Source organism: Streptomyces sp. NPDC107500, from assembly GCF_055582785.1.
Genome location: NZ_JBVJPF010000002.1, coordinates 754,307 through 776,775 on the forward strand (window position 1 = coordinate 754,307; position 22,469 = coordinate 776,775).

At 73.0% G+C, this 22,469-nt stretch carries 17 protein-coding genes; 4 read left to right on the top strand and 13 right to left on the bottom strand.

Annotated features, from left to right (window positions below):
* Positions 1 to 549 (bottom strand): DUF1697 domain-containing protein, encoded by a 549-nt coding sequence (locus tag ACZ67M_RS09485; RefSeq protein ID WP_392101105.1) that lies wholly within the window; start codon positions 547 to 549, stop codon positions 1 to 3.
* Positions 550 to 924: 375 nt separating this feature from the next.
* Between ACZ67M_RS09485 and ACZ67M_RS09490 the strand changes: the two genes are divergently transcribed.
* A complete protein-coding gene (locus ACZ67M_RS09490) occupies positions 925 to 3,192 on the top strand; it encodes an MMPL family transporter (protein WP_392101107.1) in 2,268 nt (755 codons plus the stop codon).
* A gap of 84 nt (positions 3,193 to 3,276) precedes the next feature.
* On the opposite strand, the gene ACZ67M_RS09495 is transcribed toward ACZ67M_RS09490, so the two are convergent.
* The 5 genes from ACZ67M_RS09495 to ACZ67M_RS09515 form a co-directional block, all read right to left on the bottom strand.
* Positions 3,277 to 4,542, bottom strand: coding sequence for a glycosyltransferase (locus ACZ67M_RS09495; RefSeq protein ID WP_392236060.1), 1,266 nt, complete (start codon positions 4,540 to 4,542; stop codon positions 3,277 to 3,279).
* Complete coding sequence (gene erm(O), locus ACZ67M_RS09500) at positions 4,539 to 5,318, bottom strand: 23S rRNA (adenine(2058)-N(6))-methyltransferase Erm(O) (protein WP_469850285.1); 780 nt, start codon at positions 5,316 to 5,318, stop codon at positions 4,539 to 4,541. The genes ACZ67M_RS09495 and erm(O) overlap by 4 nt, the downstream gene beginning before the upstream one ends.
* A 335-nt stretch (positions 5,319 to 5,653) precedes the next feature.
* Positions 5,654 to 6,937: an ABC transporter substrate-binding protein gene (locus ACZ67M_RS09505; RefSeq protein ID WP_469850286.1), complete on the bottom strand. Its 1,284-nt coding sequence runs from the start codon at positions 6,935 to 6,937 to the stop codon at positions 5,654 to 5,656.
* Positions 6,937 to 7,770, bottom strand: coding sequence for a carbohydrate ABC transporter permease (locus ACZ67M_RS09510; RefSeq protein WP_361364010.1), 834 nt, complete (start codon positions 7,768 to 7,770; stop codon positions 6,937 to 6,939). The genes ACZ67M_RS09505 and ACZ67M_RS09510 overlap by 1 nt, the downstream gene beginning before the upstream one ends.
* Complete coding sequence (locus ACZ67M_RS09515; protein WP_469850288.1) at positions 7,767 to 8,714, bottom strand: carbohydrate ABC transporter permease; 948 nt, start codon at positions 8,712 to 8,714, stop codon at positions 7,767 to 7,769. The genes ACZ67M_RS09510 and ACZ67M_RS09515 overlap by 4 nt, the downstream gene beginning before the upstream one ends.
* A 161-nt stretch (positions 8,715 to 8,875) precedes the next feature.
* On the opposite strand from ACZ67M_RS09515, the gene ACZ67M_RS09520 reads away from it, so the two are divergent.
* On the top strand, positions 8,876 to 9,739 hold the full coding sequence (locus ACZ67M_RS09520; RefSeq protein WP_361364014.1) for a phosphotransferase enzyme family protein: 864 nt from the start codon (positions 8,876 to 8,878) through the stop codon (positions 9,737 to 9,739).
* 10 nt (positions 9,740 to 9,749) lie between these two features.
* Here the strand turns inward: ACZ67M_RS09520 and ACZ67M_RS09525 are convergent, their stop codons facing one another.
* Positions 9,750 to 10,472: an exonuclease domain-containing protein gene (locus ACZ67M_RS09525; protein ID WP_469850290.1), complete on the bottom strand. Its 723-nt coding sequence runs from the start codon at positions 10,470 to 10,472 to the stop codon at positions 9,750 to 9,752.
* Positions 10,473 to 10,619: 147 nt separating this feature from the next.
* Positions 10,620 to 11,867 (bottom strand): SAV2148 family HEPN domain-containing protein, encoded by a 1,248-nt coding sequence (locus ACZ67M_RS09530; protein WP_352155201.1) that lies wholly within the window; start codon positions 11,865 to 11,867, stop codon positions 10,620 to 10,622.
* 355 nt (positions 11,868 to 12,222) lie between these two features.
* Between ACZ67M_RS09530 and glgX the strand changes: the two genes are divergently transcribed.
* Together glgX and treY are read left to right on the top strand one after the other, a co-directional pair.
* Entirely contained in the window at positions 12,223 to 14,340 is a 2,118-nt protein-coding gene (gene glgX, locus ACZ67M_RS09535; RefSeq protein ID WP_361364019.1) for a glycogen debranching protein GlgX, read from the top strand.
* A gap of 93 nt (positions 14,341 to 14,433) precedes the next feature.
* Complete coding sequence (gene treY / locus ACZ67M_RS09540; RefSeq protein ID WP_469850293.1) at positions 14,434 to 16,848, top strand: malto-oligosyltrehalose synthase; 2,415 nt, start codon at positions 14,434 to 14,436, stop codon at positions 16,846 to 16,848.
* A 7-nt stretch (positions 16,849 to 16,855) separates the two neighbouring features.
* Here treY and ACZ67M_RS09545 read toward each other — a convergent pair whose 3' ends face one another.
* The 5 genes from ACZ67M_RS09545 to ACZ67M_RS09565 all read right to left on the bottom strand — a co-directional run bounded on the left by ACZ67M_RS09545 (position 16,856) and on the right by ACZ67M_RS09565 (position 22,465).
* Positions 16,856 to 18,181: a M14 family zinc carboxypeptidase gene (locus tag ACZ67M_RS09545; protein ID WP_361364024.1), complete on the bottom strand. Its 1,326-nt coding sequence runs from the start codon at positions 18,179 to 18,181 to the stop codon at positions 16,856 to 16,858.
* Positions 18,182 to 18,385: 204 nt separating this feature from the next.
* The gene (locus ACZ67M_RS09550) at positions 18,386 to 18,937 is read right to left on the bottom strand and encodes a DUF1707 and FHA domain-containing protein (protein WP_361364027.1); all 552 of its coding nucleotides are present in this window, start codon (positions 18,935 to 18,937) and stop codon (positions 18,386 to 18,388) included.
* Entirely contained in the window at positions 18,934 to 19,989 is a 1,056-nt protein-coding gene (locus tag ACZ67M_RS09555; protein ID WP_469850296.1) for a peptidogalycan biosysnthesis protein, read from the bottom strand. The genes ACZ67M_RS09550 and ACZ67M_RS09555 overlap by 4 nt, the downstream gene beginning before the upstream one ends.
* Positions 19,986 to 21,236 carry an MFS transporter gene (locus ACZ67M_RS09560; protein WP_451856704.1) on the bottom strand — a complete coding sequence of 417 codons (1,251 nt, stop codon included), beginning with the start codon at positions 21,234 to 21,236 and terminating at the stop codon, positions 19,986 to 19,988. The genes ACZ67M_RS09555 and ACZ67M_RS09560 overlap by 4 nt, the downstream gene beginning before the upstream one ends.
* Positions 21,233 to 22,465 carry an ATP-grasp domain-containing protein gene (locus ACZ67M_RS09565; RefSeq protein ID WP_469850297.1) on the bottom strand — a complete coding sequence of 411 codons (1,233 nt, stop codon included), beginning with the start codon at positions 22,463 to 22,465 and terminating at the stop codon, positions 21,233 to 21,235. Before ACZ67M_RS09565 ends, ACZ67M_RS09560 begins: the two co-directional genes overlap by 4 nt.
* Positions 22,466 to 22,469: the final 4 nt, after the last annotated feature.

Genomic DNA, 22,469 nt, shown 5'->3' on the forward strand with positions numbered 1-22,469 from the left:
CTAGGGACCGGTCATCTCCACGAGTTTGACGACGGTGTTCCAGTTGCGGGTGGTGGCGACCACGCCCTTGGTCATCCGAGGACGCGCGAGGACCTCGGCGAGCTTGGAGCGGCCGAGGCCGTCGGGCGCGTAGAGGTACAGGGCGCGGTCGCCGAGGCGGAACTCCTCGGGGAGGAAGGCCGGCGCGTCGACCGGCGCGAAGCGCTCCGCGTCCACGGGGGCGGAGAAGTAGGTGACGTGCAACTGCTTGGCCTCCAGTTCGGCGGCCGGGAAGGGGCACGCCTCGGCGACGGCCTTCAGATAGGCGTGGTCGCGCACGATCACGTCCACCGCGAAGCCGAAGCGCTTCTCGATCGCCCCCGCCAACTCGGCGGCCAGGGACTCCTCGTCCCCGTGCGCGGCGGCGAAGACGGCCTGTCCGCTCTGCAGATGCGTGCGTACGGCGTCGTGGCCGAGGTCCGTCAGAAGCGCGCGCAGGTCGGCCATCGGGAGCTTCCGCGCCCCGCCGACATTGACCCCGCGCAGCAGCGCCGCGTACATCGTCGTCATGGGCACACCCTAGAGCGGCCGTCGTGCCCCGTGGGGGCGGGCACGACGGCCGGGTCCGCACGGTGGCGGACGTGCGCGCCACTCTCTCCGATGCGGTGCGCGTGGTTCAACCACTACACGCACCTGTGACTTAGACAACAAGCCTGCGAAAGGGTTCCGGCGACCCGGCGCACCCCCGGGTCCGCACCCCCGGCGACCCGGTAGATGTAAGGGACCGGGATCCTCCTCAGCGGTGAGAGACGGCGGTACGGAGGGATGAGCCGTCGCCGGGGTGCCTCACCAAGGAGCACGACGCGGTGTTCTTACACGGGCCATACCTTCGAAGCGCAAGGTGACGGCAGGGGTCGTCGCCGCTCGATGGGGGGCAGGCCGGTCATGCGGAACCGAGACACACGGGTGCGGGGCATAGCCGCGCGGGCCGGCGGCTGGAGCGCCAGACACCGATGGGCCGCCGTCGGCATCTGGGTGCTGTTCGTCGTCCTCGCGATGGGGCTGGGGTCGGCGGCCGGGCGGGTCGACGTCAAGGACAGCGACCAGATGGGCGGCGAGACGCACACCGCCGCACAGATCGTCGAGGACGCCGGGATCGAGGAGCCGGCCGGCGAGTCCGTCCTCGTCCAGGCGAAGGACGGCGGCCTCAAGGCGACGGACCCCGACTTCCGGGCCGCGGTCACCGCGGTCGTCACGGCGGTGGAGGGCACCGGAGAGGTCACGGGCGTGACCTCCCCGTACGAGGCCAGGACGATCTCGAAGGACGGCCGCAGCGCGCTGGTGCGGTTCGACATGCGCGGCGAGGCGGACACGGCGGGCGACCGGGTCGAGCCGGTGCTGAACGCCGTCGCGGACGTCCAGAGGGAGCACGAGTCGCTGCGGATCGAGGAGATCGGCGGCGCCAGCATGATGAAGACGTTCGACGACGCGTTCGGCGACGACTTCAAGAAGGCCGAGTACTCGGCGGTGCCGGTGGCGCTCGGCATCCTCCTGGTCGCGTTCGGGGCGCTGGTGGCGGCGCTGGTGCCGGTGGCGCTGGCGATCACCGCGATCGTCGCGACGATGGGTCTGATGGCCCTGGTGAGCCACTTCCAGCCGATGAGCGAGACCGCCAACTCCGTGATGCTGCTGGTCGGTCTGGCCGTCGGCGTCGACTACTGCCTGTTCTACCTGCGCCGTGAGCGCGAGGAGCGGGCCGCGGGCCGGGACGCGCAGACCGCGCTCAGGATCGCCGCCGCCACCAGTGGCCGGGCGATCGTCGTCTCCGGTGTCACGGTGTGCGTGGCCATGGCGGGCATGCTGTTCACGGGCATCGCCGAGTTCGAGGCGATGGGCCTGGCCTCGCTGATGGTGGTCGCGGTCGCCATGGTCGGCTCGGTGACGGTGCTGCCCGCGCTGCTGTCGCTGCTGGGCGACCGGGTCGAGAAGGGCCGCCTGCCGTTCCTGCGCCGGCGCCGCAAGGGCGGCGCCTCGGAGGGCAGCCGGTTCTGGACGGCGGTCCTCAACCGCGTCCTGGCCAAGCCGCTGCTCGCCGCCGTGGTGGCGACCGGCGCGCTGCTGGCCGTGGCCGCCCCGGCGATCGGCATGAAGACGGAGAACCTCACGCTGGACCAGGAGTTCGGCGACTCGCTGCCGATCGTGCAGACGTACAACCGGGTCAACGAGGCGTTCCCCGGCGGGTCGGACCCGGCCGAGGTGGTCGTGAAGGCCGACGACATCAACGCGCCGGAGGTGCGGGCCGCGCTCGCCGACTTCCGTGAGCGTGCGGTGAGTTCGGGTGCCTCGCGGGGACCGGTCGACGTCACGACGCACGACGAGCAGAACGTCGCCCTGGTCTACGTCCCGCTGGTCGGCGGCTCCGACCAGGACGAGGCGGGCGAGAGCCTCGACAAGCTGCGGGACGAGGTGCGGCCGGCCACGCTGGGCAAGGTCGACGGCGTCGAGGCGCCGATCACCGGTCAGGTCGCCGGGTCGAAGGACTTCAACGACCAGTTGGTCGGCTCGGTCCTGCCGGTCTTCGCCTTCGTGGTGGTCTTCGCCTTCCTGCTGATGCTGCTGTCCTTCCGTTCGCTGACGGTCGCGCTCACCTCGATCGTGCTGAACCTGCTGTCGGTGGGCGCCGCCTACGGCATCCTGGTCGCCGTCTTCCAGCACGGCTGGGGCGCGTCGCTGGTGGGCGCGGAGGGTGTGGGCGCCATCATCACCTGGCTGCCGCTGTTCCTCTTCGTGATCCTGTTCGGCCTGTCGATGGACTACCACGTCTTCGTGGTCTCGCGGATCCGTGAGGCGCGGCTGCGCGGGCGGGACACGGCGGACGCGATCCGGCACGGGGTGGTCACCACGGCGGGGGTCGTCACCAGTGCGGCCGTCATCATGGTCGCGGTGTTCGCCATCTTCGGGACGCTGTCCATGCAGTCCATGAAGCAGATGGGCGTGGGCCTGGCGGCGGCGGTGCTGATCGACGCGACGATCATCCGGGGTGTGCTGCTGCCGGCCGTGATGTCCCTGCTCGGTGAGCGCAACTGGTACCTGCCGAAGTGGCTGCACCGGCTGCCGGACCTCACCCACGACGAGGCGCCCGAGGCGATCGCGACGACGGTCCGCGACGACGAGGGCGAGCGCGGGGAGCGGGGTGAGCGGGTGGGGGTGTGAGCGGCCACCACCCACCACCACTGCCGCGGGCCCGCCGTTTCCGAGAGGAACCGGCGGGCCCGCGGCGTGCTCTGCCGGGTGCGGTCAGGCCCTCGCGGCGGCCAGTCGCTCCTCGATCAGGTCGGCGGCCCGCCGGGTGCCGCCCTCGTGGGCCATCCCGCCCTGGATCTTCTTGAGGCGCCGGGCCACCTCCGGGTCGTCGACCAGGGCGAGGGCGGCGGTGCGCAGCGCTTCCGCGGTGGCCTCGGCGGTGTCGAGCTGCCGGGCCACACCGAGCCCCTGGAGCATGCCGGCGTTGCCGAACTGGTCCACGGCCTGCGGTACGGCGATCATCGGCGTGGCGGTCGCCAGGCCCTCCTGGCTGCCGCCGGCGCCCGCGTGGGTGACGAACAGGTCGGCCTGCTGGAGGATCGACAACTGCGGTACCCAGGACCGCACTTCCACGTTGTCCGGCACCTCGCCCAGCTCGGCCGGGTCGACGTGCCGGCCGATCTGGAGCACCGTGTGCCAGCCGGGCAGCTCGCCGAAGGCCTTGACGCACTCGCGGTAGAAACCGGGCTGCTTGGTGAAGGCGGACCCCAGGGAGACCAGCGCGACCTTCTCCGCGCTCTCGGGGCGCGTCCAGTCGCCCTCGGCGGTCCGGTCGCCCTGGCAGGCGCCGACGAAGGTGTACGTCTTCTCGTCGACCCGCTCGGCGTTGGGCTGGAGGGCCTTGGGCATCAGCACCAGGGAGCGCTCGGGGCGGCCGACGAAGGGGTCGGGGTGCATGGTGATCCCGTTCTCCTCCAGCCAGGCCTGGAAGCGGGCGTAGTACGCCTGGCCGCGCTCGGTCTTCAGCGGCTCCTCCCACAGAGGCTCGCCGACCTCCTGCTCGTACCCCTCCCAGGCGACCATGCAGGGCGAGAGGGAGACCACGGGCACGTCCCAGCGGTGACCGAGGACGCGGGCGGTGTAGGAGGCGATGTCGTGCAGGACGAGGTCCGGTTCGTCGCCCTCGTAGGCCGCGGCGATCTGCGGGAGCGACTGGATGGCGTCGTCCAGGAACGGCTCCACGTTGTCCAGCAGGGTGCTCCCCCATGCCTCCGGGTCGGCGTCGGGGCCGGGCAGCGTGCTGTTCCAGAGCTTGGGTTCGGCCCCCACCTCGGCGACCTTCTCCGCGAGGAGCGGCGGGATCGCGTACGTCACCCGATGCCCTCGCGCGACGAGCTCGCGGATCACCTCCAGGCTGGGGTTCACGTGGCCGTGGGCGGCGATGGAGAACATGGCGATGTGCGCGGAACTGGTCATGCGCCGACCGTACGTGAGACGAGACGTTTCGTGCACATTCTGGCGCGCATCTTCTCGGATCATGAGCCCAGCTCGTCGTGCAGCCGCAGCCACGCCTCGGGCGGGACCTCGCCGACGAGCACGCGCGGGTCGAGCCGTGCGCCCCGGAACGCGGCGTCCACGCGCCGGGCCGGGCGGGCCCGCCGCAGGGACGCGTGCAGCGAGCCGCCGACCCCGGAGAAGCCCAGCTCGACCAGGTCGTCCCAGCTCCGGAGGGCGGCGCCGGTGAGCAGCGGGGTGGGGCGGCGTTCGAGGCGGAGGATCCCGGCGTCGACGCGCGGCGCCGGGCGGAAGCGGTACCGGCCCACCCTGCCCACCAGGCGCCACTCGTGGCTCGGCCAGGTCCGGACCGTCAGCAGGGTCCAGCGGCCGTAGTCACCGGTGCGTTTGCGGGCGTACTCCAGCTGCGTGATCAAGGTGGAGTGGGTGAGCGCGGGGGCGGTGAGGCACCAGTCCACGATGTCCGCGGTGCGCGAGAAGGGCACGTTCCCGGCGACGGCGAACGGGGTGCGCGGCGGCCGCGCGGCGAGGAAGTCACCGGCGACGACGCGGACGTGAGGGGTGTGCGCGAAGCGGGCGCGGAGCCCCGGCAGGAGCCGGGGATCGATCTCGTAGGCGCGCAGTTCCCGGCTGCGGCGGGCCAGCGGCTCGGTGAGGGCGCCCTGGCCGGCGCCCACTTCGAGCAGGAGCGGAGGGTGCCGATTGTCGGGCGCGGCGAGCCGGGCGACGCGCTCGGCGGTGGCGCGGTCGGCGAGGAAGTTCTGCGAGAGCGTGCGGGCACGCTGGGTGGGGCGGGCCATGGCCTGCGGTCCTTTGTCTTCCGTGGAGGGGGAAACGGGCAGCCGAAGGCCCTGACCGGAAGACGAAGGCGAAAGGAGATCGCGGAGGCTCGGCCCCGCCGCGGGTGGGAGACGTGCGTCAGCGCGTGACGTGCCTCAGCGGCGGGGGGACCCCGGGCCGGTCAGGGCTCCGGGGCCACGACGCATCCTGATGGAGTACGTGCAGCCCCGGCCGAGACCGGAGTTGAAGATCGCGTTGCAAGCTGCCACGGAGGTGACGCTAGGCGGCCGCGCGCCGGGCGGGCAACGGGTTTTCGGCGCGGGCACCACCGACGCGGCCCGCCCGCCGCCCGCCGTCAGCGCTGGTAGCGGGCGAGTACGAGGTTGCCGTCCTCCTCCAGTCGCTCGCGCAGCTCGTCCTCCCCGATCGCCCCGCTGTAGTACTCCTGGAGCGCGGGGGTGGCCACCTTGTCCTTCCACTCGGGGTACCCCCGGACGGACTGCGCGGGTGCCGAGCGCAGGTGGCCGGCGAGCGCGGTGCCGGTGGCCCAGCCCCGCTCGGGCGTGTGCAGGGCGGGGTCCTTCAGCGCCCGCGTGCCGGTGGGCAGCATCCAGTCACCGAGGGCCAGGCGCACCATGTTGTCCGGCTGGAGGAGGAAGTCGAGGAAGGCGGCGGCCTCCTTCTTGTGCGGGGTGTCCTCGGCGATCGACAGGGTCTGCGGGCTGACGCCCTGGGCGAGCCCGTCGGTGCCCGCGGGGGCGGGCAGCACCTGCCAGTCGAAGCCCTCCGGGGCCTGCTGCTCGATCTGCTGGCGGTAGGAGAAGCCGAGGGGCACCATCGCGTACTTGCCCCCGAAGAAGCCGGGCAGGGTGTCGGAGCCGCCGCTGCCCAGCGTGTCGGAGGAGGCGCTGCGGTCCGTCTCGACCTGGTCGTGGATGGTGCGGGGCACCACCTGGTCGCCCTCCTCGAAGCGGACGGTGACCTTTCCGTCCGCATCCCGGTGGAACATCCGGCCGCCGTTGGACAGGGAGAGGTTGAGTGTCGCGGAGACGGGCTCCTTGAGCGGCCATGCCACCCCGTACCCGCCGTCGCCGCTGAGCCGCTTCGTCACCTGCCGGAACTCCGCCCAGGTCCAGGGGTGTTCGGGCGTGGGGATCCGGACGTTCGCCTTCCGCAGCAGGTCGGCGTTGGCGATCAGCACCCGTGGTTCCTGGAGGAACGGCACACCGTAGACCCCGTCGTCGAAGGTGACCGTCTCCCAACTGCGTTCGGGGATGTCCGACTTCAGCCGGTCGGGCAGCAGCTCGGTCAGGTCGGCGAGGTAGCCGCCGTACGCGAAGTCGGCGAGGTCGTCGGAGGCGTCGTGGATGATGTCGGGTGCCTCGCCGCCCTCGAAGGACGTGAGGAGCTGGTCGTGGACGCTGTCCCAGCTGCCCTGGACGTACTCGACGCGTACGTCCGGGTGGGCGGCGTTCCACTCCCGGACCAGTTCCTTGTTGGCCTCGACCGACTCCTCCTGCCAGGCCAGCGACTGGAAGCGCAGGGTGATCCGGCCGTCGTCCGCGTCGCCGCCGCCCGAGGTGCAGCCTGCGAGCAGCAGGGCGAGGGCGACGAGCAGGGTCGCGGTGCGGGTGCGCATCAGCTCTTCACCGCCCCGGCGAGCATGCCGCCCGTGATCCGCCGCTGGATCAGCGCGAAGATCACCAGTGAGGGCAGCGTCGCGAGGAAGGCCGCCGCGGCCAGCGGGCCGAGGTCGGCGACGCCCTCGGCGCCGATGAAGTGGGTGAGGATCACCGGCAGGGTCTGTTTCTCCGGTGTCTTCAGCAGCACCAGCGCGAAGAAGAACTCGTTCCACGCGGTGATGAACGCGAACATGGCCGTCGCCACGATCCCCGGCGCGAGCAGCGGCGCGGTCACCGAGACCAGCGTCCGCAGCCGCCCGGCGCCGTCGACCGCCGCCGCCTCCTCCAGTTCGGCCGGTACGGCGCGGACGTACCCGGCGAGCATCCACAGCGCGAACGGCAGCGACCACACGACGTACACCATCACCAGCCCGGGCACGGAGTTGATCAGTCCGAGGTTCTTCAGGACCAGGAAGAGCGGGATGATCAGCAGGACGAAGGGGAAGGCCTGGCTGATCACGACCCACCCGGTGGCCGCCCTGGCGAGCCGGCCGCGGCGGCGGGCCATGACGTAGGCCATGGGGGTGGCGATCACCACGGCGATCACCGCGGCGCCGAGCGCGGCGAGCAGGGAGTTGAGCGCGGCGTGCAGCAGGGGCTGTTCGTCGAAGGCCTGCCGGAAGTTGTCGAGAGTGGGGTTCTCCGGGATCCAGGTGGGGTGCAGACTGCCCAGCTCGCGTGGCGGTTTGAACGCGGTGGAGATCAGCCAGAGGAACGGGAAGGCCAGGAAGACGAGATATGCGAGCAGCGCGGCGTACTGACCGACGCGGGCCGTGGTCGAGGTCCTCACGCCTCGTCACCTCCCTTGAGTCCGCCCTTCAGCCGGCCGGCGAGGAAGACGGCGAGCAGGACCGAGATCGCCGCCACCATGACGCAGCCCATCGCGGCCGCGTAGCCGAACTGCCCGTAGCGGAAGGCTTCCTCGTAGGCGAAGAGCATGGGCAGCCGGGTGCGCCCGCCGGGGCCGCCGTTGGTCAGCACGTAGACCAGGGCGAAGGAGTTGAAGTTCCAGATGAGGTTGAGCGCGGTGATGGCGAGCGCGATGGGTCTGAGGGCGGGCCAGGTGACCGTGCGGAAGCGGCGCCAGGCTCCGGCGCCGTCGACCGCGGCGGCCTCGTGCAGCTCGCGGGGGGTGTTCTGGAGTCCGGCGAGCAGCGCCACCGTGGTCTGCGGCATGCCGGCCCAGACGCCGACGACGATGACGGCGGGCAGGGCGGTGCCGAGGCCGCTGAGCCAGTCGTGTCCGTTGCCGAGGCCGAGGTCGCGCAGCGTCTCGTTGAGGATGCCCGCGTCCGTGTTGTAGACGAGCCGCCACATGACGCCGACGACGACCTCGGGCATCGCCCAGGGGATGATCGCGAGGGCGCGGGCCAGCCAGCGCAGGCGGAGGTTCTGGTTGAGCAGCAGGGCGAGACCGAGTGCGAGCAGGAACTGCGGCACCGTCACCCCGACCGCCCAGACGAGCCCGATCCGGAAGGACTCCCAGAACAGCGTGTCGTGCAGCAGGTCCTGGAAGTTCAGCGTGCCGATCCACCGGGTGGGCTCGGTGCGGCCGGACTGGGCGTCGGTGAACGCCAGCAGGATGCCGTAGAGCAGCGGTCCGACGCTGAGCACCAGGATGGGGATCAGCGCGGGCAGCACGAGGAACCAGGCGCCGTGGTCCGGCCCGCGGCGTCCGCGCTCCTGGCCGGGCGCACGGCGCGCCGGTGTCCTCGACTCGGTCACCAATGCCACGTAATCAGCCCCTTTGCGCTGCTCGGACGGGCCTCGTCATGGTCGTGAAGTGACCGCGACCCGTCAAGAGTCCGCGCATCCGCTCCCACCTGTGCGAATGCGACACTGGCCGACGGACGGCGGGAACCCGGCGGACATGACGGACATGGAGGCGTACGACGATGGACGAGGCACGGGCCCGGGAGGTGCTGGCCGGGGCGGGCGTACTGCCCCGGCCGGCTCAGGCGCGGCTGCTGGCCCTCGGCGAGAACGCGGTGTTCGCCGCCGGTGACCTCGCGGTCAAGGTGGGCCGGGACGCGGAACTCCTCGACCGGGCGCGCCGGGAACTGGCCGTCGCCCTCTGGCTGGAGGAGGCCGGCGTGCCGGCGGTGCGGGCGGCCCGCCCGACGGCGCTGTTCGTCGACGGGCATCCGGTGACGGTGTGGCGGCGGCTGCCCGAGCCGGTGCGGCCCGCCGAGCCGCGGGACGTGGCCGTGCTGCTGCGGCTGGTCCACGAACTGGCCCTCCCCTCGTCCTTCGAGCTGCCGCCCCGCGAGCTGCTGGGCGGTGTGGAGCGCTGGCTGCGGCTCGCGGGCGACGTGATCGACCCCGCGGACGCCGCGTATCTGCGCGAGCGCCGGGACGGATTCGCCTCGGCCGCCGCCGCGCTCACCCCGCACCTGACGCCGGGCCCGATCCACGGCGACGCGCTGCCCCGCAATGTGCACGTCGGTCCCGACGGGCCGGTCCTGGTGGACCTGGAGACCTTCTCCGCCGACCTGCGCGAGCACGATCTCGTGGTGCTGGCGCTCAGCCGGGACCGCTACGGGCTGCCCGCCGAGGCGTACGACGCCTTCACGGCCGCCTATGGCTGGGACGTACGCGAGTGGGACGGCTGTGCGGTGCTGCGCGGCGCCCGGGAGACGGCCAGCTGCGCGTGGGTGGCCCAGCATGCGCCGAGCAATCCGAAGGCGCTGGCCGAGTTCGGGCGCAGGGTGGCGTCGCTGCGGGACGGGGACCCGACGGTGCGCTGGTATCCCTTCTGACGCCGCCCGGTCAGACGCGCTCGTCGGCCGGTTCGCGCAGGGGCCACGTCGCGTCGACGATGGCCGTGGCGTCGCCCTTGCGGCGCAGGAAGCTCTGGAAGTCCGCCGCCCACTCGGCGTACCACTCGACCTGGCGGTGGTGCAGGTCCGCCGGGCCGAGGGCCGCGACCTTGGGGTGGCGGTCGGCTATCGCGCAGGCCAGCCGGGCCGCGGCGAGCGCGTCGGCGGTGGCGTCGTGGGCCGCGTCGAGCGGGACGCCGTACTCCCGGCAGACCGCTTCCAGGTTGCGCTTGCCCCTGCGGTAGCGGTCGACGGAGCGGTCGATGGTGTACGGGTCGATGACCGGGGCGGGGTCCGCGCCGCCCAGGCGGTCGCGCAGGGACGGCAGTCCGTGGCGCCGCAGCTCGGCGGCGAGCAGGGTGAGGTCGAAGGCCGCGTTGTAGGCGACGACCGGGACGCCGGTGCGCCAGTGGTCCGTGAGCACGGCGGCGATGGCGTCCGCGACCTGGTCGGCGGGCCGGCCCTCGGCGGCAGCCCGCTCATTGCTGATGCCGTGCACCGCGACGGCCTCGGCCGGGATCTCCACGCCCGGGTCGGCCAGCCACTCCCGGCGGCCCTGCGGCTCCCCGCCCCTGACCTCGATCACGGCCCCCGTGACGATGCGCGCCTCGCGCGGATCGGTGCCCGTCGTCTCCAGGTCGAAGCCGATCAGCAGCTCCCGGTGCCAGCCCATGGGCGGTCCCCCTTCTTGGTGGTGCGTTCCCCCAGTGGTCTCCACCTTCCCACGGGCCACTGACAATCCGAGGATCGCATTCCGCTTACCCCGTTCCGGACCCGGGCCGGACCCCGGAGGGACCGCGGCCGACACCCGACTGGACCTTCACGACACCGGCCGCGAATCCGCCCACATCAGCTCGAACTCCTCACGATAGGTGGGGAAGAGTCCGCCTTCGTCGATTTCGTCCGCCTTCACCACCCTGCCGCCGCCCCGCCCGTTGCGCAGCACGAGGACCGGTGCCTCCATCCCCCGCGTCCGGCGCAGATAGGACTGCACGACCGCGATGCCGTCGGCGCCGTCCCCGTCGACGAGGTAGGCGGTGAAGCGGGGCGTCTCGTCGAAGACCTGGATCTCGAACGCCCCCGGGTCCCGCAGCCGGGCGCGCACCCGGCGCATGTGCAGGATGTTCATCTCCACGGACCGGCTCAGCTCGCCCCGCTTGATGCCCAGTTCACGCTCGCGGCGCTTGATCGCGCTGGAGGCCGGGTTCAGGAAGAGCAGCCGCACCCGGCCGCCGGACTCGGCCAGCCGCAGCAGACGGCGGCCGGAGAAGTTCTGCACGAGCAGGTTGAGGCCGATGCCGAGGGCGTCCACGCGGCGGGCCCCGCCGAACAGGTCCTCGGCCGGGAACTGGCGCAGCAGCCGCACCCGGTCCGAGTGGACGGCGACGACATCGGCGTAGCGGTCGCCGACCAGGTCCTCGACCGCGTCCACCGGCAGCCGCCGCGCGGACGGCACGTCGCCGCCCGCGCCGAGGACCTCGAGCAGGCGCGCGGAGGCCCGCTCGGCCTGGCTCAGCACCGCCTCGGACAGCGCCCGGTTGCGGGAGACGACGTTGCGGGTGACCTCCAGCTCGTCCAGGGCGAGTTCGACGTCCCGGCGCTCGTCCACGTAGGGCTCGAAGCAGGGCCAGTGCTGCACCATCAGCTCGCGCAGCTGGGGCAGGGTCAGGAAGCTGAGGACGTTGTCGTCGGCCGGGTCCAGCAGGTAGCCCTTGCGACGGCTGACCTCGCGGACCGCGACGGCGCGCTGCACCCACTCCTGGCCGGCGGGCCCGGCCGCGGCGACCACCCAGTCGTCGCCGTGGACGGGCTCGTAGATCGGCCTCAGGACGGCCGCCACGACCGCGCGCAGCCGCTGTTCGACGAGGTTCAGCCAGATGTAGGCGCGGCCGGCCCGCTGGGCGCGGGTGCGCACCTCGTGCCAGGCGCCGCCGTCCCAGTCCAGTTCCGGACCGATCGCGCCCGCGTTCATCGGCCGCGCCAGGGACACCGCACCGGGCGGGACGTCCGTGGAGTTCTCCTGGTGACCGTCGTCACCAGGAGGCAGCTCCAGCCCTCCCGAGCCCACCCGTGTACCGCCTTCCGCTCCCCCGGACGCTTCCCGGGGACACCCCGTCCCAACGATCAAGGAAGGGTACTCCGGTAGCGGTCCGCGGTGCAGCCCGATGGACGGGCCGGTTTTCCCAACCTCCTTGATCCACCGGCCCGTTCCGGGCCGAACCCCACCGGCGAGTGAGCGGAGTCATAGCGGTGACGTGGCCGGGTACGGGGAAGACTTCCCCGCGCCCGTCCCGCGGCGCGTGTGGAGCAGAACGCCGAAGGGTGGGTAGGGAGACGTACGTGCTAGGTGGTCGCCTCACTTTCGGGGAGACTCGCAGCCAAGGCGTCCGCACCGGCGCCCCACACCTGAAAGAGTCGTGTTCATGCAGGTCTGGCCTGGAGAGGCGTATCCACTGGGTGCCACGTACGACGGCGCCGGCACCAACTTCGCGGTCTTCACGGAGGCCGCCGACCGAGTAGAGCTGTGTCTGCTGCACGACGACGGTTCGGAGACCGCCGTCGAACTGCGGGAGAGCGACGCGTTCGTGCGGCACGCGTACCTGCCGGGCGTGATGCCGGGGCAGCGGTACGGCTACCGCGTGCACGGCCCGTACGCGCCGGAGCACGGGCAGCGCTGCAACAGCGCCAAGCTGCTCCTCGATCCGTACGCGCGTGCGATCAGCGGCGCGGTGCAGTGGGGGGAGGAGGTCTACGGCTACCACTTCGGCGAGCCCGAACGGCGCAACGACCTCGACTCGGCCCCGCACATGATGACGTCGGTCGTGGTCAACCCGTACTTCGACTGGGGCGACGACCGGCGCCCCCGGACGGAGTACCACCACACGGTGATCTACGAGGCCCACGTCAAGGGCCTGACCATGCGTCACCCGGGCCTGCCGGAGGAGCTGCGCGGCACCTACGCGGCCCTCGCGCACCCGGCGCTGATCGAGCACCTCACCGAGCTGGGGGTGACCGCGCTGGAGCTGATGCCGGTGCACCAGTTCGTGAACGACCACCGCCTGGTGGACATGGGGCTGAACAACTACTGGGGCTACAACACCATCGGCTTCTTCGCCCCGCACAACGCGTACGCCTCCTGGGGCGACCGCGGCCAGCAGGTGCTGGAGTTCAAGTCGGCGGTCAAGGCGCTGCACGAGGCCGGGATCGAGGTGATCCTGGACGTGGTCTACAACCACACGGCCGAGGGCAACCACCTGGGCCCGACGCTGTCCTTCAAGGGCCTCGACAACGCCTCGTACTACCGGCTGACCGACGACCCGCGCTACTACATGGACACGACGGGTACCGGGAACTCGCTGCTGATGCGGTCCCCGCACGTACTCCAGATGATCATGGACTCGCTGCGGTACTGGGTCACCGAGATGCACGTCGACGGCTTCCGCTTCGACCTCGCGGCCACCCTGGCCCGGCAGTTCCACGAGGTGGACCGGCTGTCGTCCTTCTTCGACCTGGTGCAGCAGGACCCCGTGGTCTCGCAGGTGAAGCTGATCGCCGAGCCCTGGGACGTGGGCGAGGGCGGCTACCAGGTGGGCAACTTCCCGCCGCTGTGGACCGAGTGGAACGGCAAGTACCGGGACACGGTGCGCGACCTGTGGCGCGGCGAGCAGCGCACCCTCGCGGAATTCGCCTCCCGGCTGACCGGCTCCTCCGACCTCTACCAGGACGACGGGCGCCGCCCCCTGGCCTCGATCAACTTCGTGACCTGCCACGACGGCTTCACCCTGCACGACATGGTGGCGTACAACGACAAGCACAACCAGGCCAACGGGGAGGAGAACCGGGACGGCGAGAGCCACAACCGCTCCTGGAACTGCGGCGTCGAGGGCGACACCGACGACCCGGCGGTCCTGGAGCTGCGGGCGCGGCAGATGCGCAACTTCACCGCCACCCTGCTGCTCTCCCAGGGCGTCCCGATGATCAGCCACGGCGACGAGTTCGCGCGCACCCAGCGGGGCAACAACAACGCCTACTGCCAGGACAACGAACTGGCCTGGCTGGACTGGCCGGAAGGCGAGGAGCCCGCCCCCGGGCTGCTGGAGTTCACGCGGGCCATGGTGTGGCTGCGCAAGGACCACCCGGTCTTCCGCAGGCGCCGCTTCTTCCACGGGCGCCCCGTGGAGGGCACCCGCGACGAGCTGTCGGACATCGCCTGGTTCACCCCGGAGGGCGCGGACATGACGCAGCGGGACTGGGACTCCGCGCGGGCGTCGGCCCTGACCGTCTTCCTGAACGGCAACGCGATCTCCGAACCCGGTCCGCGCGGGGAGCGCATCACCGACGACTCGTTCCTGCTGATGTTCAACGCCGCGCCCAAGACGCTGGAATTCGTGGTGCCGGTGGACCACGGCCGGCAGTGGGAGGTGGTCGTGGACACCGCGCTCCAGGAGGGGGTGCCCTCGGAGACGGGGCAGAAGGTGCAGGCCGGGGACCGGCTGACTCTGGTGGACCGCAGCCTGGTGGTGCTCCAGCGGCCCGTCTAGCGCGGGCGCGGGGCGTCCGCCCGGCGTGGACGCCCCTCACCCGTGCAGGGGGCCGGTGACACGAAAGGCGGCGGGGCGGGTACGTAGCTCTGCATGACACCTGAGCGCCCCGACCCGGTGACGTCCACGGCCCCCTCCTCCGCTCCCCGCGCCACCTACCGGCTCCAGCTCCAGCCCGACTTCCCCTTCGCCGCCGCCTCGGCGGCCGTGCCGTACCTGGCCTCGCTCGGCGTGTCCCACCTGCACCTGTCGCCGGTGTTGGAGGCGGTGCCGGGGTCGGGGCACGGCTACGACGTCGTGGACCACGCGCGGGTGCGCGCGGAACTGGGCGGCGAGGAGGGGCTGCGGGCCCTGTCGCGCACCGCGCGGGAGCACGGTCTCGGCCTGGTGGTGGACATCGTGCCCAACCACATGGCGATGTCCCCCCGCCACAACGGCGTCCTGTGGGACGTGCTGCGCCAGGGCCCGGCGTCGCCCCGCGCGCGGTGGTTCGACATCGACTGGGAGGCGCGGGGCGGGCAGCTCCTGCTGCCGGTGCTCGGCGCCCCCGTCGGCGAGGTTGTCGACCAGCTGCGCGTGGACGGCGACGTACTGCGCTACCACGAGCACGCCTTCCCGCTGCGGGACGGCACCGCGGACCTGCCGCTGCCGCAGCTCCTGGACGCCCAGTGGTACCGCCCGGTGTGGTGGCGGCTCGCCCGCACCGAGCTGAACTACCGGCGCTTCTTCAGCATCTCGGAGCTGATCGGCGTACGCGTGGAGGACCCCGAGGTGTTCGAGGCCACGCACGCCACCGTCCTGCGGCTGCTGCACGAAGGGGTGATCGACGGGCTGCGCGTCGACCACCCCGACGGCCTCGCGGACCCCGGCGCCTACCTCCGGCGGCTGCACGAGGCGAGCGGCGGACGGTGGACGGTGGTGGAGAAGATCCTCGCGGACGGGGAGCGGCTGCCGGCCGCGTGGCCCGTCGCGGGCACGACCGGATACGACGCCCTGCGGCACGTCGACGGGGTCTTCACCGACCCGGCCGGGTACGGGGAACTGCTCGGGCACTACCGTGCGTTCGCCGCCCCCCGGGAGGACCTGGGCGGGGACTGGGCGGCGACGGTGCGGCGGGCGGCGTACCGGGTGCTCGGGCACGAACTGGCCACCGAGACGGACCGCCTGACCCGGGTGGCGCACCGCCTGTGCGCCGCCTCCCCGGAGCCCGCGCTGCGCGACCGGGCGCCCTGGGCGCTGCGCACGGCGCTGTGCGAGCTGCTGGTGCGCCTGGAGGTGTACCGGCCGTACGGCGCCGGGGACGCGGCGTCCGTGGTGACCGAGGAGGCGGCGGCCGAGGCGCGCGCCGTCTTCGCGGTGCCGGAGGAGGCCGGCGCGGTGGACGTCGTACGGGATCTCGTGCTGGGGCGGTACGGCGACGGGCCGGAGCACGCGGAGTTCCGGGACCGGTTCGCGCAGACCGCGTCGGCGCTGCGCGCCAAGTCCGTCGAGGACACCGCCTTCTACCGCTACGTGCCGCTGCTGTCGGCGACGGAGGTGGGCGGGAACCCGGGTGGTCCGGCGCTGGCCCCGGAGCGGTTCCACGCCTACTGCGCGCGCGTGCAGCGCGACTGGCCGACGACGGGCACGGTCGTCTCGACGCACGACACCAAGCGCAGCGCCGACGTGCGCGCCGCGCTGGCCGTGCTCACCGAGTGCCCCGGGCGGTGGGCGGACGTCCTCGCGGAGGTCACCCGCAGCGGCGGGGACGGGCCGGACGCGCAGCTGGCGTGGGCGGCCTGGCAGACGGTGTTCGGGCTGGGCCCCGCGGACGGTGAGCGGGTGCGGGAGGCGCTCCTGAAGCACGTGCGCGAGGCGGGGACGCACACCAGCTGGACGGAACAGGAGCCGTCGTACGAGGAGGCGGTGGCGGCGTTCGTGGCGGCGGGGCCGTGCGGCGCGCCGGGCGAGCGGGTGGCCGCGCTGCGCGACTCCCTGGCGCCGCACATCCGGGCCAACGTCCTCGGCACGGCTCTCACCCACCTCACCATGCCGGGCGTGCCGGACCTGTACCAGGGCACCGAGCACGAGTACCTGGCCCTGGTCGACCCGGACAACCGGCGGCCGGTGGACTTTCCGGCCGGTCCGCGGGAGCAGGCAGGGCCGCCAGGGGCGGCCGGCGAGAAGGCGGCCGTGACGCGGGCGGCGCTCGCGCTGCGCGCCCGGCGGCCCGGCGCCTTCGGCGACACGGCGACGTACGAGCCGCTGACCGCCGAGGGCCCGGCGGCGGAGCACTGCCTGGCGTTCGTCCGCTCCGGGGAGACCGTCACGGCCGTCACCCGGCTGTCGCTGCGGCTGGCGGAGGCGGGCGGCTGGGGCGCCACGACGCTGCCGCTGCCGCCGGGCCGGTGGGCCGACGCGCTGGCGCCGGAGCGGGAGTTCAAGGGGCACGCGCGCGTGGCGGACCTGTTCGCGGCCACACCGGTCGCGCTGCTGGAGCGGGTGGCGGGCACCGGTCAGGACGGCTGAGGCGGGGTCACTCCCGGTGCATGGGCACGGCGGCCTCGGAGCCCCACCCGGGCTCCCCCGTCCGTAAACGCGCGGTGGGGCGCCGTCCGGCCAGTGCGAAGGCGGCGAGGACGACCCGGGTCTGGTACTCCACCTGGCGTGCGATCGGTATCCAGCGGGCCGCGCAGCCGTCGCGGTAGTCGGCGCAGCCCTCGTCGACGAGCCGGTCCAGTTCGGGCAGGACACCCGCCGGGTCGCTCCCCGCGCGGGTCACCAGCTGGTGCAGCAGCCCCGCGGTGCGCAGGGCCAGGCGCCGTCCGGCCAGGCGCAGGGCGACCAGGTGGGCGGTGCTCATGGGCGGCAGCGAGCGGCCCGACCCGTCGTCGGTGTCGGGGTCCCAGGCGTCGGCGAGCCGCGGGCAGACCAGCAGGTAGTCGTCGACCGGGGCGAGCAGGTGCGCCGCCTCCGGCACCCCGGCCAGGTGCGGCCGGACGCGGACGAGGACGCGCTGAAGGCGCCGGGTGTCGTGCCGCAGGGCGCGGCTCACGGCCCGCAGCACCCCGTCCCGGTCGGCCGGGAGCGTGCCGTCGGCGACGGCGGCGACCCCCCACATGGGCGCCTCGACGACCGCGGTGACCGTGCCGTAGCGGCCGGGGTGGCACCAGGTCGAGTCGACGGCGGCCTCCGTGATGGCGGCGGTGAGGTCGCCGCGGCGGGGTGGCGGTATGCGGTAGACGGCGGGGCCGAGGTCGGGCCAGTACAGGGTGTCGTAGGCGCCCAGTTCGCGGGGGATGCCGAGCCGGGCGGCGGCGTGGGCGATGCGCTGGGCGATGCCGGGCAGGTCGTGGGTCAGCTCGACGAAGCCGCCGCCGACGTCCACGCCGTGCAGGGAGCACTGGAGGAAGGGCCGCAGCTCGTCCTGGAGGTCGAGCAGGGTGCGGGTCTCGGGCAGGGTGGCGCGGTCCGGGCCGTCGGGCAGCCACTCGGGCTGCTCCAGGAACCCGGGACGGAAGAAGTTACGGGCGTAGCGGCCGAGGGTGTACGGGCCGGACAGCCAGCCCTCGTTGCGGCGCAGCCCGTCGGGGTCGGCGCAGAGCAGCAGGTTCCAGGTGGCGTCGGCGCCCTCGGTGAGCCGGGGGTCGGCCGCGGCCCGCTCGGCCAGCCGGAGGGCGGTGGCGCCGCCCACGGGCTCGTTGGCGTGCGGTCCGGCGACGACGAGGACGTGACGTCCGCCGTGGCCGACGGAGAGCAGCAGCAGCGGGGTGCCCGCGCGGGAGGTGCCGACCTGGCGCAGCCGGGCGTGTCGGGGATGGCGGGCGACGAAGGCGGCGGCCCGGGCACCCAGCTCGTCCACGGTCGGATAGCGCAGGAGGGGCGGCAGGGCACACCTCCACGAAGTGGGCCGACGGTTCACCTGGCGCGTGCGGTGTACGCACAGTCAGTCACGACTTGGGGGGTACGTCAACACCACGCAACGCAAAGGGAAGTACGCCACGGAAGACCTCATGACGAAGCGTGAAGCCCAGGCCAGAGCTGTGTGCGGGCAGGTCCGCCGCGCTCAGTTCACCGCGAGGCGGAAGGTCATCCGGCCGAAGCCGATCTGGTCGCCCTCGCGGACGACGGCCGCCGCGATGACCCGCCGTCCGTTGACCGTGGTGCCGTTGGTGGAGCCGAGGTCGCGCAGCACCCACATGCCGCCCTGGTGGCTGAGTTCAGCGTGCACCCGGGAGACCGTCTCGTGGTTCAGCCGAAGGCCGCTGGAGGGGTCGCGTCCTATCCGCAGCGGGTGGCCGGTGGCGGGATGGGGCAGCAGCAGCTTGGGCAGCCGCTCGGCCCGCCAGGCCCTGCCGAGCCGCACGCCGAACCCGGACACCGCCTCGACGGTGCCGAACACGAACCGGGACAGCCGGCCCTCGGTGGGCAGGTCGGCGGTGAGCGGGGCCAGTTCCTCCAGGCGGCGGGCGGCGAGCGCCAGTTCCATCCGGCGCACGAACGTGTCGTGCGACAGCCGCCCCATGACGACGCCGTCCCGGAGCAGCTTCAGCGCCTTGTCGCGCTCCGCGTCGGACAACCGCGCGGGGTGCGTGGGGAACTCGAAGGACGACGTCACGCAGGTGATTGTCGGTCAGCCGGGGGTGGGGTGTCCAGGACACCGCCCGTCACCTGCGCACCCGGCTGCCGGTCGGCCAGCGCGTAGAGCGCGGACACGTCGGCGCCGCGGCGCCGCTTGGCCTCGACCGTGGTCATGCCCGCGTGCAGGGCCGTCGTGCCGTGGGCGTAGGCCTCCTCGACGGGGAGGTAGTACATGAGGTTGAAGTACAGGTGGGGTGCGGGGTGCCCGCGGTCGAGGGCGACCGCGCGGATCCATGTCGTGGATCCGTAGTGGTAGTAGAGGCAGAAGGCGATCATCCGGCCCGCGTCGTGGGCGGCGACCACGCGGGCCTCGTCGCCCATGGTCGCGGCCTGGCGTTCCAGCAGGGCGGTCATCGCGTCGACGCCGTCGCGGTCGTGGCCGTGTTCCCGCTGGTGTCCGGCGAGGAGGGCCCCGGCCTCCTCGAAGCAGTCCGCGAGCGGCTGGTGGCGCACCCGGATGCCGGCCGCGGCGAAGTCCGCGCGTTCACGGCGGATGCCGGCCCGGCGTCTCGCGGGCAGGGAGGCGATGTAGTCGTCGATGCCCGTGCCGGGAAGGGGGATGAGGGCGTCGTCCTCCAGGTGCAGGGGCGGATCCGGGTAGAGCGGGGCGAGGGCGGCCGTGGCCCGGGTGGTGAGGTAGGGCCACCAGTGCGTGGTGCCGTGCCGGTCCGCGAAGCGGCGCGCGGCGTCGCGGAGCCGGGTGAGGCAGGCGTCCTGACCGGGGCTGACGAGGGGGGTGTTGTGGTAGCCGCGGCGTGCGCCGGCGATGACGCGGGGCCGCAGGCGCGGGGGCAGCACGGTCTCGGGCTGGTAGCTGTCGTTCGGTTCGTCCCGCACCAGGTAGAGGGGCGCGGCGGCGAGCAGCGTGCCGTCGGGGTCCCGTACGAGGCAGTACGCGCTGGTGGCGGTGGGGTCTTCCTCCTCGCCCGCGAGCCAGCGGTGGGAGAGGTAGAGGCCGGCCGGGCGGGCGAGGCGCTCCCACTCGGTGACGGGGACCTCGTGGATGGAGTCGACGATGCTCGTGATCAACGCGTGGTCCTTCGGCGGTGGCGGGCGGGGGCCGTGAGGGCCGGAACGGCGACCAGGGCGAGGACGCAGGCGGCGGCCTCGACACCCCAGGGAAGGAGCGGACCGGCCTCCAGGAGCAGGGTGAACAGGGCGGGGGCGGCGACCATGCCGAGCGCCCAGGAGAACTGGTAGAGGCCCTGCGTGAAGCCGCCGGCCGCCTGTGGGGTGAGGGTCACCGACAGCTCACTCAGCGCGGGGCCGAGGAGGATCTCCGCCACGCTGAACAGGACGATCGCCGTGACGAGGGCCGCCCAGGCGGTGGCGGCGGCGCCGGGGAGCGCGGGCAGCGCGAACGCCCCCATGCCCGCGGTCATGACCAGGTATCCGGCGGACACGGCGCGGTGGGGCACCTTGGGTGCCAGGTGCGCGGTGACGGCCGTCGAGCACAGGGAGACGACGACGGTGTTGACGACGAACAGCAGGCTCGCGGCCGAGGCGGGAAGGTCCAGGGCGCGGGTGGTGTAGACGGCGACGAGCACGGAGAGGATGGCCTGGGCGAGGACGTAGGGGATGTTGACGGCCACGAGCACGAGGTAGCGGCGTGTGTCGCCCGCGCCGGTCGCGCGGTCTCGCGGCGGGGTGCCGTCCGGTTCGGGCGCGGTGGTCGTGAGGGCGGCGAAGCAGGCGGCCGCCAGGAGGTAGGTCGCGGCGTCGACGGCGATCAGCCAGCGCAGCGAGCCGTTCCCGAAGACGCTCAGGGCCCCGGCCGCGGCGGCGGCCCCGGCGGCGAGCCCGATGTTGCGCAGCGAGCCGGTGAACGCGAACCAGGAGCGGCGTTCACCGGGCCGGGTGACGTGGGTGATCAGGGTGCGCTGCGCGGTGAAGTACATGTTGATGCCGCCCTGTACGAGGACGTGCACGCCGGCGATGTGCCACGGCTCGCGGGCGAGCAGGAACAGGGCGAACCCGGCGGCGGAGAGGACGTTCGCCCACACCACGACGCGTTGGGGCCCGACCCGGTCCATGAGGCGTCCGGCGAGGAACGTGACGGGCAGGGCGAGGGCCTGACCTGCCGTCATGGCCGCGCCGACCCGCGTGAGGGGGACGCCCTGGACCTCGGTGAAGTAGAGCAGGCCCAGCGGCAGGAGCATGCCGTTGCCGACGGAGTCGATCAGGTTGCCGGTGATGAAGAGGCCGTGCCCGCGCAGTGCGGGCAGGCCCAGGCGGTCCGCGGTACGGGAGCGGCGGGCGTCCGCGGACGCGCTCACCGGTTCGGGTCCAGCAGGTCACCGAGCTTGGCCATGACCTCGGCGCTGGGAAAGCCGGATGTCTCGTGCAGCTCCGTCAGGGCCTTGACGGTCCGGTCCTCCTCGTCCCGGGCGAGGGTGAACACGACGATGTCCCCGTGACAGACGCCGTCGATGACCAGCTCGTGCGCGGTGACCACCCGGACGTGCCGTGCGAGTTCGGCCAGTGCCGCGGGCGGGATGCCGTCGGCGGCGAGGAACTCGACGGCCCAGCAGGTCCGTCGCGCCATGCCGCCGGTGAGGGGGAGGCCGCGGGCCATGCGGGCGAGGGAGGTGAAGGTGTTGGTGCCGGACGCCGCGCACGAGAGGGTGGTGGCGCCGCCGATGCGCGGGTTGATCTCCAGGACGGTGAACCGTCCGCCGGTGTAGATCATGTCGACGTTGACCGACCCGTGGACCCCGAGGTCTTCGCAGAGGCCGGCCAGGGTGCGGGCCACTTCGGCGAAGGCGGTGTCGGCCTCCTCGCGGGGGCCGCACCAGCGCAGGCCGGCGAAGGTGAACACCGGTTCCGCACCGGCGCGTCCGGTCCAGCACAGGGGCAGGACCCGGTACGAGCCGGGGCGGCCCACGATGTCGACGCTGCACAGGTCGCCTTCGACCACCTGTTCCACCACCGTCGACACCGTCTGGGGGCCGGGTTTGAGGTGGGCGTCGAGGTCGGCGGGTGAGCGCAGGGTGCGGATGCCCATGCTGGTGGAGTCCCACACGGGCTTCGACATCAGCGGGTAGCCGACCCGTTCGGCCTGGACGCGCAGTGCGTCGCGGTAGCCGGGCACCGTCAGACCCCGTCCGGCCAGGAGGTCGGAGTCGACGCGGAATCCGTCGGGTACGTCCAGCCCGGCCCGCCGGCAGAGCTGTTTGGTCTCCCACTTGTCCACCAGCAGCATCGTGGCCGCGAGCGGGGTCATGACCGTCGGGATGCCGACGGCGTCCAGGAAGGCCTTCGCCGCGGCGTCGCGGAGCGCGTTCTCGCACGGCAGCGAGATCGACACCGCCGCGTCCGCGCCCCAGGCGGCCACGGCGTCCGCGATCTCCCGCGGTGTCACCGCCCGGTCCAGCCGTTCCCGGTGGCCGGGGAAGTCGTCGTCACCGGCGGTGCCGCTGGTGTGGAACAGCCCGGCCTCGATCCCGTCGGCCGCGAGTTCGCGTACGGCCCGCTGGATGTAGGGGTCGGCCCGCCGGATGCCCACCGAT

What these genes read in the sequence shown, in the direction of transcription:
- ACZ67M_RS09485 (WP_392101105.1), bottom strand. Translation starts at nt 549, where the DNA reads ATGACGACGATGTACGCGGCGCTGCTGCGCGGGGTCAATGTCGGCGGG.
- ACZ67M_RS09495 (WP_392236060.1), bottom strand. Translation starts at nt 4,542, where the DNA reads ATGATCCGAGAAGATGCGCGCCAGAATGTGCACGAAACGTCTCGTCTC.
- ACZ67M_RS09525 (WP_469850290.1), bottom strand. Translation starts at nt 10,472, where the DNA reads ATGGGCTGGCACCGGGAGCTGCTGATCGGCTTCGACCTGGAGACGACG.
- treY (WP_469850293.1), top strand. Translation starts at nt 14,434, where the DNA reads ATGACACCTGAGCGCCCCGACCCGGTGACGTCCACGGCCCCCTCCTCC.
- ACZ67M_RS09490 (WP_392101107.1), top strand. Translation starts at nt 925, where the DNA reads ATGCGGAACCGAGACACACGGGTGCGGGGCATAGCCGCGCGGGCCGGC.
- ACZ67M_RS09520 (WP_361364014.1), top strand. Translation starts at nt 8,876, where the DNA reads ATGGACGAGGCACGGGCCCGGGAGGTGCTGGCCGGGGCGGGCGTACTG.
- glgX (WP_361364019.1), top strand. Translation starts at nt 12,223, where the DNA reads ATGCAGGTCTGGCCTGGAGAGGCGTATCCACTGGGTGCCACGTACGAC.
- ACZ67M_RS09505 (WP_469850286.1), bottom strand. Translation starts at nt 6,937, where the DNA reads ATGCGCACCCGCACCGCGACCCTGCTCGTCGCCCTCGCCCTGCTGCTC.